General features: G+C 68.1%; 17 protein-coding genes and 1 pseudogene. 8 read left to right on the plus strand and 10 right to left on the minus strand.

From position 1 onward, the window contains the following. Window positions 1-224: 224 nt before the first annotated feature. The 5 genes from ACFPFQ_RS41960 to ACFPFQ_RS41980 all read left to right on the plus strand — a co-directional run bounded on the left by ACFPFQ_RS41960 (window position 225) and on the right by ACFPFQ_RS41980 (window position 6,248). Window positions 225-1,181: an oxidoreductase gene (locus ACFPFQ_RS41960; protein WP_379628848.1), complete on the plus strand. Its 957-nt coding sequence runs from the start codon at window positions 225-227 to the stop codon at window positions 1,179-1,181. Between the two features lie 30 nt (window positions 1,182-1,211). Then, window positions 1,212-2,486, plus strand: a complete 1,275-nt coding sequence (locus ACFPFQ_RS41965; protein WP_379628849.1) for a lipase family protein — start codon at window positions 1,212-1,214, stop codon at window positions 2,484-2,486. A gap of 421 nt (window positions 2,487-2,907) precedes the next feature. Further along, window positions 2,908-3,543: a TetR/AcrR family transcriptional regulator gene (locus tag ACFPFQ_RS41970; protein WP_379628850.1), complete on the plus strand. Its 636-nt coding sequence runs from the start codon at window positions 2,908-2,910 to the stop codon at window positions 3,541-3,543. A gap of 591 nt (window positions 3,544-4,134) precedes the next feature. Next, complete coding sequence (locus ACFPFQ_RS41975; RefSeq protein ID WP_379628894.1) at window positions 4,135-4,692, plus strand: hypothetical protein; 558 nt, start codon at window positions 4,135-4,137, stop codon at window positions 4,690-4,692. Between the two features lie 113 nt (window positions 4,693-4,805). Then, on the plus strand, window positions 4,806-6,248 hold the full coding sequence (locus ACFPFQ_RS41980) for a dihydrolipoyl dehydrogenase family protein (protein ID WP_379628851.1): 1,443 nt from the start codon (window positions 4,806-4,808) through the stop codon (window positions 6,246-6,248). A gap of 49 nt (window positions 6,249-6,297) precedes the next feature. On the opposite strand, the gene ACFPFQ_RS41985 is transcribed toward ACFPFQ_RS41980, so the two are convergent. Then, window positions 6,298-7,614, minus strand: a complete 1,317-nt coding sequence (locus ACFPFQ_RS41985; protein WP_379628852.1) for an MFS transporter — start codon at window positions 7,612-7,614, stop codon at window positions 6,298-6,300. Window positions 7,615-7,639: 25 nt separating this feature from the next. Here ACFPFQ_RS41985 and ACFPFQ_RS41990 point away from each other — a divergent pair, with 25 nt between their 5' ends. Beyond that, a complete protein-coding gene (locus ACFPFQ_RS41990) occupies window positions 7,640-7,885 on the plus strand; it encodes a hypothetical protein (RefSeq protein ID WP_379628853.1) in 246 nt (81 codons plus the stop codon). Here ACFPFQ_RS41990 and ACFPFQ_RS41995 read toward each other — a convergent pair. From ACFPFQ_RS41995 to ACFPFQ_RS42005, 3 genes are read right to left on the minus strand one after another with little or no spacing between them, the layout of a single operon-like run. Beyond that, the gene (locus ACFPFQ_RS41995; RefSeq protein ID WP_379628854.1) at window positions 7,876-8,661 is read right to left on the minus strand and encodes an NAD-dependent epimerase/dehydratase family protein; all 786 of its coding nucleotides are present in this window, start codon (window positions 8,659-8,661) and stop codon (window positions 7,876-7,878) included. The genes ACFPFQ_RS41990 and ACFPFQ_RS41995 overlap by 10 nt on opposite strands. A gap of 50 nt (window positions 8,662-8,711) precedes the next feature. Beyond that, window positions 8,712-9,485 carry a hypothetical protein gene (locus ACFPFQ_RS42000; RefSeq protein ID WP_379628855.1) on the minus strand — a complete coding sequence of 258 codons (774 nt, stop codon included), beginning with the start codon at window positions 9,483-9,485 and terminating at the stop codon, window positions 8,712-8,714. A 13-nt stretch (window positions 9,486-9,498) separates the two neighbouring features. After that, window positions 9,499-9,987, minus strand: a complete 489-nt coding sequence (locus ACFPFQ_RS42005) for a DUF6069 family protein (RefSeq protein WP_379628856.1) — start codon at window positions 9,985-9,987, stop codon at window positions 9,499-9,501. 82 nt (window positions 9,988-10,069) lie between these two features. Between ACFPFQ_RS42005 and ACFPFQ_RS42010 the strand changes: the two genes are divergently transcribed. After that, a complete protein-coding gene (locus tag ACFPFQ_RS42010; protein WP_379628857.1) occupies window positions 10,070-10,672 on the plus strand; it encodes a TetR/AcrR family transcriptional regulator in 603 nt (200 codons plus the stop codon). A 188-nt stretch (window positions 10,673-10,860) separates the two neighbouring features. Here the strand turns inward: ACFPFQ_RS42010 and ACFPFQ_RS42015 are convergent, their stop codons facing one another. The 4 genes and pseudogenes from ACFPFQ_RS42015 to ACFPFQ_RS42030 all read right to left on the minus strand — a co-directional run bounded on the left by ACFPFQ_RS42015 (window position 10,861) and on the right by ACFPFQ_RS42030 (window position 13,273). Continuing rightward, window positions 10,861-11,283 carry an organic hydroperoxide resistance protein gene (locus ACFPFQ_RS42015; protein ID WP_379628858.1) on the minus strand — a complete coding sequence of 141 codons (423 nt, stop codon included), beginning with the start codon at window positions 11,281-11,283 and terminating at the stop codon, window positions 10,861-10,863. A 218-nt stretch (window positions 11,284-11,501) separates the two neighbouring features. Next, window positions 11,502-12,277 (minus strand): annotated as a pseudogene (locus ACFPFQ_RS42020) (SDR family NAD(P)-dependent oxidoreductase). After that, window positions 12,274-12,798 carry a histidinol dehydrogenase gene (locus ACFPFQ_RS42025; protein ID WP_379628859.1) on the minus strand — a complete coding sequence of 175 codons (525 nt, stop codon included), beginning with the start codon at window positions 12,796-12,798 and terminating at the stop codon, window positions 12,274-12,276. The pseudogene ACFPFQ_RS42020 and the gene ACFPFQ_RS42025 overlap by 4 nt, the downstream one beginning before the upstream one ends. A 301-nt stretch (window positions 12,799-13,099) precedes the next feature. Beyond that, the gene (locus ACFPFQ_RS42030; protein ID WP_379628860.1) at window positions 13,100-13,273 is read right to left on the minus strand and encodes a helix-turn-helix domain-containing protein; all 174 of its coding nucleotides are present in this window, start codon (window positions 13,271-13,273) and stop codon (window positions 13,100-13,102) included. A gap of 242 nt (window positions 13,274-13,515) precedes the next feature. Here ACFPFQ_RS42030 and ACFPFQ_RS42035 point away from each other — a divergent pair, with 242 nt between their 5' ends. Next, entirely contained in the window at window positions 13,516-14,319 is an 804-nt protein-coding gene (locus tag ACFPFQ_RS42035) for an IS5 family transposase (protein ID WP_379628861.1), read from the plus strand. A gap of 21 nt (window positions 14,320-14,340) precedes the next feature. Here the strand turns inward: ACFPFQ_RS42035 and ACFPFQ_RS42040 are convergent, their stop codons facing one another. Both ACFPFQ_RS42040 and ACFPFQ_RS42045 read right to left on the minus strand, forming a co-directional pair. Continuing rightward, window positions 14,341-14,883 carry a nitroreductase family deazaflavin-dependent oxidoreductase gene (locus ACFPFQ_RS42040; RefSeq protein WP_379628862.1) on the minus strand — a complete coding sequence of 181 codons (543 nt, stop codon included), beginning with the start codon at window positions 14,881-14,883 and terminating at the stop codon, window positions 14,341-14,343. Then, window positions 14,807-15,037, minus strand: coding sequence for a hypothetical protein (locus ACFPFQ_RS42045; RefSeq protein ID WP_379628863.1), 231 nt, complete (start codon window positions 15,035-15,037; stop codon window positions 14,807-14,809). The genes ACFPFQ_RS42040 and ACFPFQ_RS42045 overlap by 77 nt, the downstream gene beginning before the upstream one ends. Window positions 15,038-15,086: the final 49 nt, after the last annotated feature.

The following is a 15,086-nucleotide window of genomic DNA, read 5'->3' on the forward strand; positions in this document are numbered from 1 at the left end:
TCTGCGCGTTCAGGGGAACAGTGGGTGTCGCTGATCGGTGATCCTCAAGGTCATTTGTGCGGACTTGGCGCCGCAATTTAACGGCATCCTCATTGGTGATCGATGTCGGTTTGTCGCGCCCGCGAAACCGGTTGTGTCGACCTTTTCGGCTCCACGAAGGTGGGTTTTCTATACCCAGGTAGGCGATTGCGACGGAGTTTCGCGATTGCTCATTATCCTCGAGGTTGGAGCACGTCGAGGAAGTCACCAGGAGGATTGTCATGAAAACGTGGAAAGCCGGCGACATCACCGATCAAGGCGGCCGGGTGGCTGTGGTGACGGGGGCGAACTCGGGCCTCGGGCTCGCCACCGCCACCGAACTCGCCCGGCACGGCGCCAAGGTCGTGCTCGCCGTGCGTGACGTGGCTGCGGGCGAGCGCTCCGCTGCTGTGATCCGGGAATCGGTCGGGCCGGCCGATCTCGAGGTGCGTGAACTGGACCTGGCCTCCCTGCAGTCGGTCCGATCGTTCGCGGGCGGGCTGGTCACCGACTTCCCGGCAATCGACCTGCTGATCAACAATGCCGGCGTGGTCCTGCTCGGGCCGGCCCGGACGACCGTCGACGGGTTCGAGCTGCAGCTCGGTACCAACATGCTGGGCCACTTCGCGCTCACCGGTCTCCTGCTGGACACGTTGGGCAAGGCGGACGCCGCCAGGGTCGTGAGTCTGAGTTCGGTCACCCACAAGAAGACCGGGCTCGATTTCGACGACCTCATGTCGAAGCGGGATTTCGACGCCAGCCGGGCGTACGGCCGCTCGAAACTCGCGAGCACCGTCATCGGCCTCGAACTCGACCGTCGGTTGCGCGCCGTCGATTCACCGATCGTGAGCGTCCTCGCCCATCCCGGGGTGACCACCACGAACCTCACGGCACGTGCCTGGGAGCACCGCGGGCGGCTCGGGCAGATCATCGCCCGGATCTATTCGCTCAGTGCACAGCCGCTCGAGCAAGGGGTGCTGCCGCAGCTGTACGCCGCTACCGCTCCCGGCGTGCAAGGGGGTCAGTTCTTCGGTCCCTCAGGTCGGAGGGAAACGAGAGGGCACGTCGCCGAGGTCCAGCCCAGCGCCGATGCCGCCGATCCGTCCGTGGGTCGTCGGTTGTGGACAGCAGCCGAAGCCTTGACCGGCGTCTCCTACCTCTGACTCGCAAGCAAGAAATGGATCGGACTTCCCATGACCACTCAATTGCGCATTGCCCTGCGGCTGTCATCGGCCGTGCTCGCCGCGGTTGCCACCACTGTCGTTGCCACTGCCTGTTCGACCCCGTCGGCTCCGGCTGCCGCTGCCGCTGCCGCTGCCGCTGCTCCGGCCGGCCTGCTGCGTCCGGACGATGATCCGTTCTACGTCGTACCGCCGACCGTTGAGCAGGAACCCGACGGAAAGGTGCTGAACTCCCGAGAACTGCCCGGCGGCGCGCTTGCGGTACCGGCGCCCGCGAAGGTCTGGCAACTGCTATACAAGACCCGTGACAACGCCGGACGGGCGACCGCTACGGTCGGCACCCTGCTGATCCCGACGGACCGTTGGCCGGGCGCTGGACCACGTCCCTTGCTGTCGTATCAGCAGCCCGAGGACGGCCTGGCCACCGTGTGTGCACCGTCCTACATGCTCCGCGCGGGCGCGACGGCACGCGACGCGATTCTGGGCCAAGCTGCCTTTGATCGTGAGCAGGTCGCGGCAGCCGTACGTCGCGGCTGGGCAGTCATGGTCCCGGACTACGAAGGACCCCACTCCGAGTTCCTTGGCGCGGCCGCGGCGGCGCACGGAGTCCTCGACGGGGTTCGCGCTGCGAGCTCCTTCGCACCCGCCGGCATCGACAAGAATGCCCCGATCGGCTTGTGGGGATATTCCGGCGGAGGTTTCGCCACCGCCGCGACCGCACAACTGCAGGCAGGCTACGCTCCCGAACTCCCGATCAAGGGGATCGCCATCGGCGGCGTGCCCGCCGATGTGAACGCTACCATCCGGGCCGTCAGCGGCAAGCCCTACTCCGCCTTCATGACATTCGGATTGGCCGCGATCCGCAACACGTATCCGCAGTCCAACGTCAATCAATACCTGAGCGAATCCGCGCGGGCCCAGGCTGATGTGGCTGCGCGCGGCTGTCTCGGGGATGCCGTTGCCGTCGGGACGCCCAATACGACAGTTGAACAGTTCGAAGCCTCACCTGGATCTCTGACCTCGGGTCCTTTCGCTGACTTTGCCCACAGCATCAGCCTGGTCAGCCTCGACGGCGCTCCGTCCGCCCCCACCTACATGTACCACGGCACAGCCGACGAACTTCTCCCCGTCGAGGCGGCACGGCAGTTGGCGGCGCAGTATCGTTCGCGCGGAGCGAACCTTGTCACGGTCGAGCACGACGGACGGACTCATGGCGCCGAGCAGACGTTCGGTGTCGCCGGCGCTGTCAACTTCCTCGATCTCCGATTTGCGGAGAACCGGTCCTGACCCGCGGCCAGGCCGGCCCCGTTCACGGCAGGGTGGACCGTTGGTCGGCCCGCGTCATGCGCAGGCCGTGACCGCTTGAGACGCCCGTCCGGCTGACCGCTGGGCTGACCGACCAGACACCGCCCCACTTCCGCCGCCATGCGGCCGGAAGTGGGGCGGACCACGTGATCGGGGCAGTGGCGGAGCTGTACCTCCGCCTCGCCCGACCCCGTAGGTTTCGTCGGGGCCTCAAGCCTGGGTCGTGCTCGTCATTCGCCGGCAGTCCCTGTATGTATCGATCACTACAGAAACGGGGACGGTCAGGGCTAGTTCCTTGGGGGCGTTCGACCGCGTCCGCAGTGGGCCGGTGAACGCGAGGCGCGATGCCTGGCACCTGGGTCGCCGTCAAGTGTCAACGACAGGGCGGACCTATCATGGCGCCATGGTGAGGGATTCGGGCTCCGAGCCGGCCGCTGTGACCGTCAGCGGCCGAGATGCCATCTTGAACGCGGCCCGAGCCCTCATCAGCGAAAAGGGCTTCGACGGCATGGCCGTCTCGGAACTGTGTGCGCTGTCCGGTCTTCCGGCGAGCTCGATCTACTACCACTTCGGCAACAAGCTCGGTGTGCTCGCCTCCGTGCTCGAGTGCACGTACGAGGAGTTGCATGCCCTGTTTCCCAACCCGTCGGCGTTCGACCATCTGGCGCCGATAGAGCGCCTCGAAGCGTGGCTCTCGGCCGCGTGCAGGTCTCTGGACGGGCGCCCGGACTACCTTCGGCTCCTCATCGGGATCGCTGTCGGCCCGCAGAAGGACGCCGACTCGATTCAGGTGACGGTGCGTCGTATCCGGGATCGTGCCCACGCGTCCTGGGTGAATGCGCTCACTCCGGTATTCGCGCCGGATGGCGCAGAAGCTGATCTTGCGCTTGTTGCCGAGCTGGCAGTCCTCGGAAGGGCTCTCACTGACGGTCTTTCGGTGGCGAACAGCTTCGACGGCATCGCCTACAGCTCTGAGGTTGGCTCGTTCATCGCTCTGGTCCGCGGCCTGGCGGAGCACCGCGGCAACGCGGGGACGTGAGGCGGCGACTCCCGCTAGGCCGCGTTGACAAAGTCCTGATCGCGGCCTTCGCGCCCAGATCGCCCCTGGCGGCGTTGCCGCCCCGACCGGGTACGTCCAAGTGCAACGGCTCGGGGCGGCGCCTTGCCAGGGACGAGCCGGATCACGAAGGCCATCGACCATCCCTTTGTCAGCATGACCTAGAACGCTCCCATCGGACGTCGCACACGTTCTCGGACCTCGCACGGTGTCGACGGTGTGAGCCGCTGGTGTGCGAGGCCTGACTTCGTGTGCGACGTGCTGTCACCCGGGGCGGGAGGCCCACCCGGGTGGCCGCGGGCACTCACGCATCCGGCAGGAGAACCCCTGCCTGTCATCCGGAGTCGCCCGCTGGTCCACGGGGGTGTGGTCCCGCCCTCACGGGTGAGATAGAACGTTCGGTCTTGACGCGGATGGGAGTCAAGGTTATCGTCCTCTGTATAGAACGTTCAGTACACGACTTCGGCTTCGTGCTCTCGATCCAAGGCATCAGCCGGTCATGGCCCGCGATGAGCCAGGTCGTTCGCGTTCGGACCTGAACACGCCTCAAACGAAGGAAATCCTGTGACTGCCATCAGTTCCGCCACGTCGTCCTTGCGGCGGCTGTACTTCATCCGTGCCGCGTTCGCGCTCGTCTGGGCCGTCGTGGTGGGCGTGACCGCGTCCAGGCTCGGACCGATCAGCATCGTGTTGCTCGTGCTGTACCCGCTCTTCGACGTGGCTGCAGCGATCATCGACGCGCGCGCCTCCAAGCGGTCCCAGAACGTCGTGGGCCTGTATGTGAACATCGCTGTCAGCACGTTTGCGGCCGTCGGCATCGCCGTCGCCGTCGGCACCTCGGGAATCCCCGGGGTTCTCCGGGTGTGGGGAGCCTGGGCCATCGTCTCGGGCGTCATCCAGCTCATCGTCGGCATCGGCCGGCGGAAGATGGGCGGCCAGTGGCCCATGATCCTCAGTGGTGCCCTGTCCGTGGGTGCCGGATCGTCATTCATCCTGATGGCTTCGAATCCGGGAGCCTCGCTCGTCACCGTGGCGGGCTACGCCGCACTCGGTGGCATCTTCTTCCTGGTCTCGGCGGTCCGGCTCGGAGCCGTCACGACGAAGGCCCCCGTGAGTTCCGGTGTGGCCTGAGCCCTCGGCGGCAATGCCGTCCGGCCCGTTCTGCTCGGGGTTGCGTTCAGCGATGTGCAGATTCCGCTTTCTCTCGGCGCTTCGGTTGCGCCACGCTGTCAAGGAGCGTTGACATGGTTGTTACTGACACATATGACGTCGTCGTCATCGGTGCGGGTCCGGTGGGTGAGAACGTCGCGGACCGGGTGGTGCAGGGCGGCCTGAGCGTCGCCATCGTCGAGCGCGAACTGGTCGGCGGCGAGTGCTCCTACTGGGCTTGCATGCCGACCAAGGCGCTGCTGCGCAGCGCCGCCGCACTTCGAGCCGCGCAACGACTGCCCGGCTCGCGTGAGGCGGTGACGGGCGAGCTGGACGTCGCGGCTGTACTCCGTCGTCGCGACTCCTTCGCCTCGTACTGGAAGGACGACGGGCAGGTCGCCTGGCTCGAGCAGGCGGGTATCGCCCTGTACCGGGGGCAGGGGCGGATCAGCTCCGCCCAGGTCGTCGAGGTGATCGCCGAGGACGGCGTCACGTCGTCGCTGACCGCTCGGCATGCCGTCGTCGTCGCGACCGGCACCGGTGCGCTGGTCCCGGATATCACGGGCCTCCGCGAGGCGGCACCGTGGACCAGTCGGGAAACCGTTGCGGCGAAGGAGGTTCCGGGCCGGCTCGCCATCATCGGTGGCGGTGTTGTGGCATCGGAGATGGCGACCGCTTTTGCAAGTCTGGGCGCGTCGGTGGAGATGCTGGCCCGCGACGGCGTGCTGCACCTCCAGGAGCCGTTCGTGGGTGAGCGGGTCACTGAAGCTCTGCAGGAGGCGGGTGTGACGGTGCGCGTCGGCGCCGAGGCCGTAGCGGTGCGCCGCAACGCCGACGGCACCGTCAGCGTCACCCTGGTTGACGGCGGTCAGATCGAAGCGGACGAACTTCTCGTCGCGATCGGCCGGACGCCGAACACCGAGGACATCGGCCTGGACGCCATCGGCCTGAAGCCGGGTGCCTGGCTCACGGTCGACGACACGATGCGTGTGGTCGGAGTGGACGGTGCGCTGGTCGGTGATGGCCGGCTGTACGCTGTCGGGGACGTCAACCGGCGCGTTCTGCTGACCCACCAGGGCAAGTACCAGGCCCGCGCGGTGGGTGACGTCATCGTGGCGCGCGCGAGGGGCGAACAGGTCGACGACGGCCGGTGGGGCCGGCACGCATCGACGGCCGACGAGCGCGCGGTGCCGCAGGTGGTCTTCACCGAGCCGGAGATCGCGTCAGTGGGTCTGACCGCGGCCGCCGCCGAAGCTGCCGGCCTGCGAACCCGGGTCATCGACTACGACCTGGCCGCCACCGCCGGATCCGCCCTGCACGCCGAGGGATACAGCGGCCACGCCCGCATGGTCGTCGACGAGGACCGCCAGGTGATCGTCGGAGTCACCCTGGTCGGCCCGGACGTCGCGGAGATGCTGCATGCTGCGACGATCGCGATCGTTGGAGAGGTTCCGATCGACCGGCTGTGGCATGCCGTTCCGGCGTTCCCCACGGTCAGCGAGGTGTGGCTGCGGCTGCTGGAGACATACGGCCGCTGACGTGTGCGGCGGCTGGGACGTGGAATCGCGATGGGGGAGACAGCGGTGGTCAGGGGACCTTCTCCCCGATGTCTTCCAAGCGGCGCCCGCGGGTGCGCTCACCGAACAGGCCGACGGTCAGACCGCAGAGCAGGACGAACGCGGCGGTGAGGGTGAAGACCCCACCGAAACCCGCGGCAGCGGCGATGGCAGCGATGAGGAACGCGTTGCCGAACCCGGACAGGCGGCTGATGCCGTTGGCGAACCCGGAGCCGAGCCCACGCAAGACCGTGGGGAACACCTCGGGCAGGTAGGCGTAGACGACGGCGGTGTTGGTCTGCAGCAGCATGGTCACGGCGAACCCGCTGATCACCAGGATCCAGTAGGAGCCGGTGAACGCGAAGACCAGCATCAGCGCGGCGACGGTCGAGGTGAGCACCAACGACGTGGTGCGCCGCTGGAAGCGGTCGCTGAGCAGCATCGCGAACAGTGCGCCCAGGGGCGGGCCGATGGAGAAGATCGTCGTGATGGTCAGCGCCTCCACAGTGGAGTAACCACGCTCGACGGGCAAGGTCGGCACCCAGCCGGTGAAACCGAAGACGCCCAGGGTTCCGAAGATCAGGGTCAGGGTCACAACGATCGTGCGCTTGCGGATCTCCGGCGCGAACAGGTCAGACGCCTTCTTGTACTCGTGGATCGCGGTGGTCTCGACGATCTCGGGCAGCGGGTCGGGTAGCTGGGCCTCCATCCGCTCGACCGTGGCCCGGGCCTCGTCGGCCCGGCCGTTGACCGCGGCCCAGCGCACCGATTCCGGAAGCAGGAACCGGGCCAACACAGCCGGGATGATGCCGATCGCGCCCAGTACGAACACCCAGCGCCACGACTCGGGTGAAAGCGGCACGATCAGCCGGGCTGCGCTCGCGACCAGGGGAACTCCGAGCAGGCCGATGCCCAGCATGAGCGCCTGGCTGCGGCCGCGGCTCGCCCCGGGGAACATCTCGGCGACGTAGACGATCAGCACCCCGGTCACCGCTTGGATCCCGACACCGGTGATGACCCGCAGCACTCCGAGCACGGCCAGGTTCGGGGCCAACGCGGACAACAGCGAGGCGATCGAGTAGACCGCGCTGGCCCAGACGAGGACGCGTCTGCGGCCCAGCCGGTCAGCCAGACGACCGCCGATGATCCTCCCGGCGAACATGCCGAGAAAGGAGTAGGAGGTCAGCTGGCCGAGCTGCGCCACTGACGACCCCCACTCCGCGCGGATACTGCCGGACATCGGGCTGGCCACCGCGACCGAGATGGCCGACCGTGCGGCGCTCGTGGTCGAGGCGAGCGGGCTCCCGTCGTTGCGGACGCCGACACCGGCTACGGCAACCCGATGCACGTCGTGCGGACGATGCGGGCCTACGGTGGCGGAGATCGAACGCATCGCCGCCGAGATCCAAGCCCCGCTGGTGTTCAACGTGGTCCCCGCGGGGCGGACCCCCCGTTTCGGATGCCGACCTGGGGCGTTGCTCCAGCCCACCACCATGGCGATGGCCGGCGCGCTCGTCGAGTTGGGCGGGGAGGATCCACGCATCGCCCAGGGCCCGCTCGGAGTATTCCGAGCGGTCGGGATGGACGAATGGGCCGCGCTCGGCGAGCGCTACCGTTGATCCACGCTGCGAACAGTCATTCTTCGTGGTGCTCCAGCCACGGGCGGTACTCGGCTACGGCGGCGTCGAAGTCCTTGTTCGGCCTCCATCCGAGAGCGTGTTCGGGCAGCGGTGAGCTCGAGTCGAGCGGGCCAGCGGGCTGCACCGTCGGGGTCGGGGGGTGCGGGTTTCGCCCGGCAGCGCTGGTCGGTGCGGCGCACGGAGTCGATGACGTCCTGGATGGTGTGGACAGCTCCACCGGTGATGTTGCAGGGCCGGTCACGTCGTCGGCGTCCAGCGCGGCGGCTGCGGCGGCCGCGTCGTCGACGTGCACGTACTGCTGCGGCGTAGGCCGCGACCAGGTGCTCGCCGGCTGCCTTGGTTGCGCCGTAGCCGTCCAGCGGGCGCAACGGTGCGGTCTCCGGAACTGGTGCCGGCGGGGTCGTCCCGTACGCTGCGATCGAGGAGCAGTAGCCGAAGCGGGGTATCCGGTGGCGTCGGCCAATCTCCAGCCGGTTCGCGGTCCCGCCGACGTTGATCTCGATGACGCGTCGCGGGTCGTCGCGCTCGACCACCGGACCTGACGCTGCGCCACAGTGGACGATGGCGGACACCGGCTGCGAGGACATGATCCGTTCCAGCGCCGCGAGGTCGGTCACGTCGCACGTCGTCTGTTCGAAGCCGTCGAAGGAGAGCTCGTCGCGGTCCGGCGCGACCACCGCTGCACCCCTGGCCTCCAGATGGGTACGCACCGCGTGACCGATGAGTCCTGCGGATCCGATTACCAGTACCGACATGTCGATGTCCTGTTCGTCGCGGCGCTACCTCGCATGTGCCGTGGCCTGTCTCAGGCCCTTCGTTGCTCCGCACCCGAGTCCTCGACGATGTCGACGACGTCGAAGTAGTCGTTCTCGAACGTGGCGAGCCCGGTCCAGTATTTCTCGTTGTTCGCGAACCCGGGCTGGTCCAGCAGGGTCTGAAAATGGTTGAACGTGGACCAGGTACCGAAGTTGATCATACGTTCGTTGTCATGGCTGCGGTGGAAGTTGATGGTGCGCAGGCCGGGGGTCGCCAGTGATGCGGGTGCGCTGGCCTCGATCTTGTCCAGCAGGGCGTCGGCCTGGCCGTCGAGCACCGTGAACAGGCCGAAGTGCACCAGCGGTGTGTGGCTGAACGACACGACGGTGAAGGGTTCATTGCCGTCTCGCCATGCGAGGTCGTAGCACCGCCAGTCCAGTGTCTGTGCCTGGATCCCCTGGGCTGCCACGGCGTCCAGTACGCGGGGGGCGGGCCGGCCGGCGAGCTCCGTGCCCGCATCGAAGCGGCTGTAGACGCTGATCCGGTTGTGATCGCGGCTGGCGAGCACGACCGCGCCGCGGAAGCCCGCATCGGTGCGCCAGCCGTGGACATGATCGATCACGCCCGGCAGGACGTGGGCTTGTTCGGAAGTCCGGCGCGGCTCGGTGCCGGGTGGCCGCGGCCCGACGCCGGGCAGGGTTCCTGCGGATTCGCCCAGATCGAGGCGCTCGATCATGGCGACGAACTTCGAATCGGCCGTGGTGCTCAATGTCAAGGTCGCGGGGTTCATCGTTTCCTCCGTATCAGGCGAATGGGAGTGCACTATCGGCGGCAGGTCAGGCCACCGCGGCCACGGATGCCGTGGGCGCGGGGACGGGGAGTTGCTGGCGGCGGGTGGCGATCAGGTAGCCGGGCACGGCGAGTGCCACCACCACGACGTGCATCACCATCAACGCCACGACGCTGGCCGGGTTCGTTCCCGGGATGAACCGCAGCGCGAGCAGGAGCAGGTCGGGTGCCAGTGACAGTGCGGTGACCACGGGAACCAGTACTGTCAACACCGTTCGTGGACGGGCCGCTCGGCGCAGCACGATCCGCCATCCCAGCCAGCCGGCGATGACGCCGACGGCGGTGAACGCGCCGTAGACCGGCAGGGTCAACGGCGCGAAGTCGGAGCTCGCACCGAGGTCTTCGGCGATCAGGGCCACGACCGTGTTGGCGGCCACTGCCAGTGCGATGACGACCACCAGCACGGTGGCGACAACCCAGGTTGCCCCGCGTCCGGGTGAGTGGTCACCGTTGAGCTGCTGCGTTTGTGACGACATGACCCTACCTCTTCTCTCCGGTCGTTACGAGACCAATTGGTCTCGTAAATTACGGTACCACAGGGTCCTGTAAGGTGGGGGCGTGCTTCCCGACACTGCAGACACCGCCGCGCCGGCCGGCCGACCGCGCGACCCAGGCCTCGAGCAAGCCATCCTGGACGCGACCGTGGATCTCATCGCCCGGCACGGGCTCTCGGGCACGTCGGTCGCGGAGGTCGCGCGACAGGCGGGAACCGGGAAGGCGGCGGTGTATCGACGCTGGCCGAGCAAGACGGCGCTGGTGGTCGCGGCGGTGCGTTCGGTGCAGGCCGATGTCGCCGTCCCCGACACCGGGGCCCTGCGCGCGGACCTGCTCGCCTGGATCGAGCACTACACGTCCGGGGGCGAACGTGCCGCGCTGTTGCTGGCGAACCTGCTCAGTGAGGCATCGCGGGACACTGAACTGCGCGACGCCGCCTACGCCGCGATCGGCAACCCACCTGTGGCGGCACTGCGGTCGGTGATCGAGCGTGGGATCGCGCGTGGCGAGGTCGACCCGGCGGCACCCCTCGACGTCCTCATCGGCATCATCCCGTCGTTCGCCTTCCGGGAGCTCGTCATCGGTGGCCGAACGCTCGACCGGGCCACCGCGACAACGCTGATCGACGACGTGCTCCTGCCCGCGCTGCGCCATCGGCCCGAGTGACGGGTGCCGGACTCGCGCACGTCGACATCGAGGAGTGCCATGAGGTCGATCTCATGCGTCCCATACCCACGGGCCGGGCCTTTCGGGGCGGTCAGGGGGTTCAGGAAAGCCACGTTCATGCCCTGTGGGGGCAGCAACGTGGCTTTCCTGAACCCAGCGGGGCGCCTTCCTGCGCGGTCCGCCCCGGCTCAGCTGACGGTCGTGGTGAGGGTGATGGGGATGTTGCCGCGGGTGGCGTTGGAATAGGGGCAGACCTGGTGGGCTTCCTCGACGAGGGACTCTGCCGTCGCGTGGTCGACACCCGACAGCTCGACCTCCAGCTCGACGCTGAGCGCAAAGCCGCCGGCGTCGTTCGGGCCGATTCCGACCTCGGCGGACACGGACGAGTCGGTGATCGCCGCCTTCCGCTGGCCGGCGACGAGCTTCAGGGCGGAGTGGAAGCAGGCCGCGTAGCCGGCGGCGAAGAGCTGTTCGGGATTGGTGGCCCCGCCGGCGCCGCCCATCTCCTTGGGGATGGCCAGGTCGAGATCGATGGTGCCGTCGGACGTGCGGACGTGGCCGTTGCGGCCGTCGCCAGTGGAGAGCGCGGCGGCGGTGTAGAGGGCAGACATGTGAACCTCCGGGAGAATGAACGGTCTTTCTACTAGCGACTGTGCCACGCGAGGGGCCAACTTTGCAAGACCGATCGTTCTTTCTTGCGCGCTGCGTAGGCGGCACCGCAGGCATGGCGAGTCTGATCGGCACCTCTCGAACAGGGGTGCGAGAGCTCCGAGCTGGTCGGCACCACCCTGCTGGAACCTGTCCCGCTCGATTCGATGCTGCCGTCGGCTCACCGCGCGATCATGCCTCCCGACAGGTCGATGTCGGCGCCTGTCATGCCCCGCATCGCCAGCATGGCGAGTACGGCCTCGGCGACCTCGCTCTCGGTCATGCGGCCCATCGTGGTACGGGACACGAACTCGCGCTCGGCGTCTTGTGGGGTTGCGCCGGTCCGGGCTCCTTCGAGCGTGAAGTTGCGTGTCATCCGAGGGCCCGCGACGGGACCCGGCGACAGCGTGTTGACGCGGACGCCGAGCGTTCCGACCTCGTGCGCCAGTGTCGCGGTGAGGCCATGTAGCGCCGTCCTCGACGCCGCATACGGAGTCCGTCTGGCGAGCGGTCGCTTCCCTGTCACCGAGGCGACGACGACGATGTCGCCGTCCCCCTGGTGATCATCGTCGGGAGGAACGCACGGCAGATGAGGTAGACCCCGCGAACGTTCACGGCGAACACGTCGTCCCACTCGGCGGGCTCGATCTCCCAGGGCGGAGCGACGGGCCCGGGCACACCCGCGTTGTTGACCAGTATCGATACTTCCTCGTCGGTGAGTGCGGCGCGCAGCTCCTCGACCGAGTCGGCAGCGGAGAGGTCCACCGTCTCGATGCGTGCGGCGTCGCCCAGCAGCGCCGCGGTGGTGCTCAGATTGGTGCGGTCGCGCCCGGCCAGCACGACGCGAGCGCCGGCCGAGACGAGGCGGGCCGCGATGGCCGCACCGAGGCCGTTGCCGGCCCCGGTGACCAGCGCCGTCCGCCCGATCACCGACGGATGTGCGGCGGCGGTCGTCATCGGACCGAGCGTGCCCAGGGCAGCTCGACCCCGGCATACTTGTGCGCCCGGACATCACCGGAGCGGGCGTGCCCCTCGAAGAACTCGACGCGAGCCGCCCGTCCGCACAGCTCACCCAGTGCTGCGCTCGTGGCGCGGTCGGTTACCTCCTGGTAGGTGACGGTCTTGAGGTACTTGCCGACCCACAGCCCGCCCGTGTAGCGGGCGGCGCCTCTGGTCGGCAGCGTGGGGTTGGTGCCGATCACCTTGTCGCCATACGGCACGCACGTGCCCTCTCCCAGGAACAGCGCTCCGTAGTTGCGCATCGCCTCCAGCGCGCGGCGCGGCTCCTCGGTGAGGACCTGCACGTGCTCCGAGGCGTAGTCGTCGGCGACCTGGTAGGCGGTGTCGAGGTCCTCGACGACGACGATCTGGCCGTGGTCGGTCCACGCGGGTCGGGCGAAGTCGGCCGTGGGCATGTCGACGAGGATCCGCTCGACGAGATCCAGCACCGTGCGACCCAGCTCTTCGGACGTCGTCACGCGCCCGCATGATCATCCGCGCCGAGTGCACACCGGTCGTGGTCAGCTTGATCAGAAACTCACGATCAGCCGCTGACAAGCCGACCCTGAACATCTTCGCCCCGCCGGGCGTTCTCGCATGAAAGCTCCGGGCTAGTCAGCGTCGGCGTTTGCTGAGGGCGTGTGCTGCCTTCGCATTCCGCGAGGCAGACGGTCTCCCGCGTCCGGAGCGGGGAGTAGTAGGCGATTTCCCCGGCTTGTTCGGCGAGGACGTTGCGGGCTGCGGCCACAGAGCCGAGCAGGAACAGCTCGGGCCCAGGTGTTAGCGCCCGGTGTCGGGTTGCGCGACGAAGCCGTGCTCGGCGAGATCGGAGAGGAGCCGGTGCGCGGTGGGCCGGGGTAGGAGGGTCGACCTTGCGACCATTGATGTCGTGGAACCCGCCGCGACGATGATCCCGATCGCACGCAGGACGAGCCCGACCTTCGGGCTCGGCATCGAAACATCTGCCGAGTCGGCGACACCTGTCGCAGAGGGCATCTTGGAACTCGAATCTTGGACTCGAGTTGATCACAGCCGTGAGGGTCGGCCGGGCGCGCCTGGCCCTGCATGAGTGAACTCCTGGTAGTCGGACGGTTGTCTACGCCAGCCGGCCACCAGGAGTTCGTGTGCCATCCTCGCTTGTCTGCACCTGCCTGTCATGCCCGGCCCACGATCGGGTCCCCACCAGGCCGTGCTCGGTGTATCCGACCTCGTCGATCACCGATGCCCAGTGGGTGATCCTTGCTCCGCTGCTGCCGCCGCCGGGCAACACCACCGGCCGGGGCGGACGTCCGGAGAAGCACCCGCGCCGCCTGATCCTGGACGCGATCTTCTACCTGGTCCGTGGCGGTATCGCCTGGGCGGTGCTGCCCCGCGAGTTCCCGCCACAGCAAACCGTGTACGGCCTGTTCGGGAGCTGGGCACGCCACGGGGTGTGGCAGCAGATACACGACGCCCTGCGCGATCTCGTGGGTCTGCATCAGGGACGCGACCCGCTGCCGACCGCAGCGATCATCGACTCCCAGTCGGTGCGCGCAGCGGACACCGTGGCGCGCACGACCCGCGGCTATGACGCCGGGAAGAAGGTCAACGGCCACAAACGCCACATCGCTGTGGACACCAACGGGCTGCTGCTCGCGGTCGTGGTCACCGTCGCCGGCATCCAAGACCGCGACGCCGCGCACCGACTGCTGACCCAACTGCGTGCCCGGTTCTCCACGATCAGCCTCGTCTGGGCCGACGGCGGCTATGCGGGTCGGCTGATCATCTGGGCCTGCAAGGTGCTGGCCCTGACCGTCGAGGTCGTCAAACGCACCGACGACGTCAAGGGCTTCGCCGTGCTGCCCCGCCGCTGGGTCGTGGAACGCACCTTCGCCTGGATCAGCAAGCATCGCCGCTGCGTCCGCGACTACGAGACACTCCCTACACACCACGAAGTCATGGTCCACATTTCCATGATCATGACGATGTCCCGGCATCTCGCCCGCACCGGAGACTGGTAGCACCAGTTTCAAAATGCCCGCTCAGTGCGACGGATCGCTCCCTGAGGCGGTGACGGTCGATGGCTCTGGGTTCCCGGGGTCGAACAGCACCAGCGGGATCAAGCGGTCGGTCCGCTCGCCGTAGTCGTCGTACTGCGGCCAGACGGCGGTCGCGAGCGGCCACCAGCCGGCGCGCTCCTCCGGCGTCGCGGTCCGCGCGCGGAGCGCCATGACCGTCGGCCCGTCCTGGAGGAGGACCTCGGGATCGGCGACCAGGTTCAGGTACCACTGCGGGTGGTTCGGGCCGCCCCCGGTCGAGGCGACCACGGCGTAGTCGCCGTCCCGCTCGATGCGTACCAGAGGGGTCTTCCGCAGCTTGCCGGACTTCCGGCCACGTGTTGTGAGGATGATGCACGGCTGCCCGTCGAACGGGCCGCTGTACGGATCGCCCGTCTCCTCGTACCGCCGGACGTGGTCCTCCACGAACTGTTGGGGGCTCGGCTCGTAGTCACCGCTGAGGCTCAATGGGTCGTGCCTTCCCGTGGGTCGCGTCAGGTGACTGGTCGGTCCGTGCCAGCCGGTCACGGTCGGGCAGCACGAACTCCTGGATCTTCTCGGTGGAGGTCTTGGGCAGGTCGCCGAAGACCACGGTCTTGGGTGCCTTGAAGCGGGCCGGCCGCCCTCGGACGTGCCGGCGGAGCTCGTCCTCGGTTGCGGAGGCGCCCACCTTGAGGGTCACGTGGGCGGCGACGACCTCGCCCCAACCGCTCGTCCGGGTCCGCGCCCAC

It is taken from the genome of Pseudonocardia sp. GCM10023141, assembly GCF_042653605.1.

Coding starts and splice junctions, on each gene's coding strand:
- ACFPFQ_RS41965 (WP_379628849.1), top strand. CDS start 1,212: ATGACCACTCAATTGCGCATTGCCCTGCGGCTGTCATCGGCCGTGCTC.
- ACFPFQ_RS41970 (WP_379628850.1), top strand. CDS start 2,908: ATGGTGAGGGATTCGGGCTCCGAGCCGGCCGCTGTGACCGTCAGCGGC.
- ACFPFQ_RS41980 (WP_379628851.1), top strand. CDS start 4,806: ATGGTTGTTACTGACACATATGACGTCGTCGTCATCGGTGCGGGTCCG.
- ACFPFQ_RS41995 (WP_379628854.1), bottom strand. CDS start 8,661: ATGTCGGTACTGGTAATCGGATCCGCAGGACTCATCGGTCACGCGGTG.
- ACFPFQ_RS42005 (WP_379628856.1), bottom strand. CDS start 9,987: ATGTCGTCACAAACGCAGCAGCTCAACGGTGACCACTCACCCGGACGC.
- ACFPFQ_RS42015 (WP_379628858.1), bottom strand. CDS start 11,283: ATGTCTGCCCTCTACACCGCCGCCGCGCTCTCCACTGGCGACGGCCGC.
- ACFPFQ_RS42030 (WP_379628860.1), bottom strand. CDS start 13,273: ATGCCGAGCCCGAAGGTCGGGCTCGTCCTGCGTGCGATCGGGATCATC.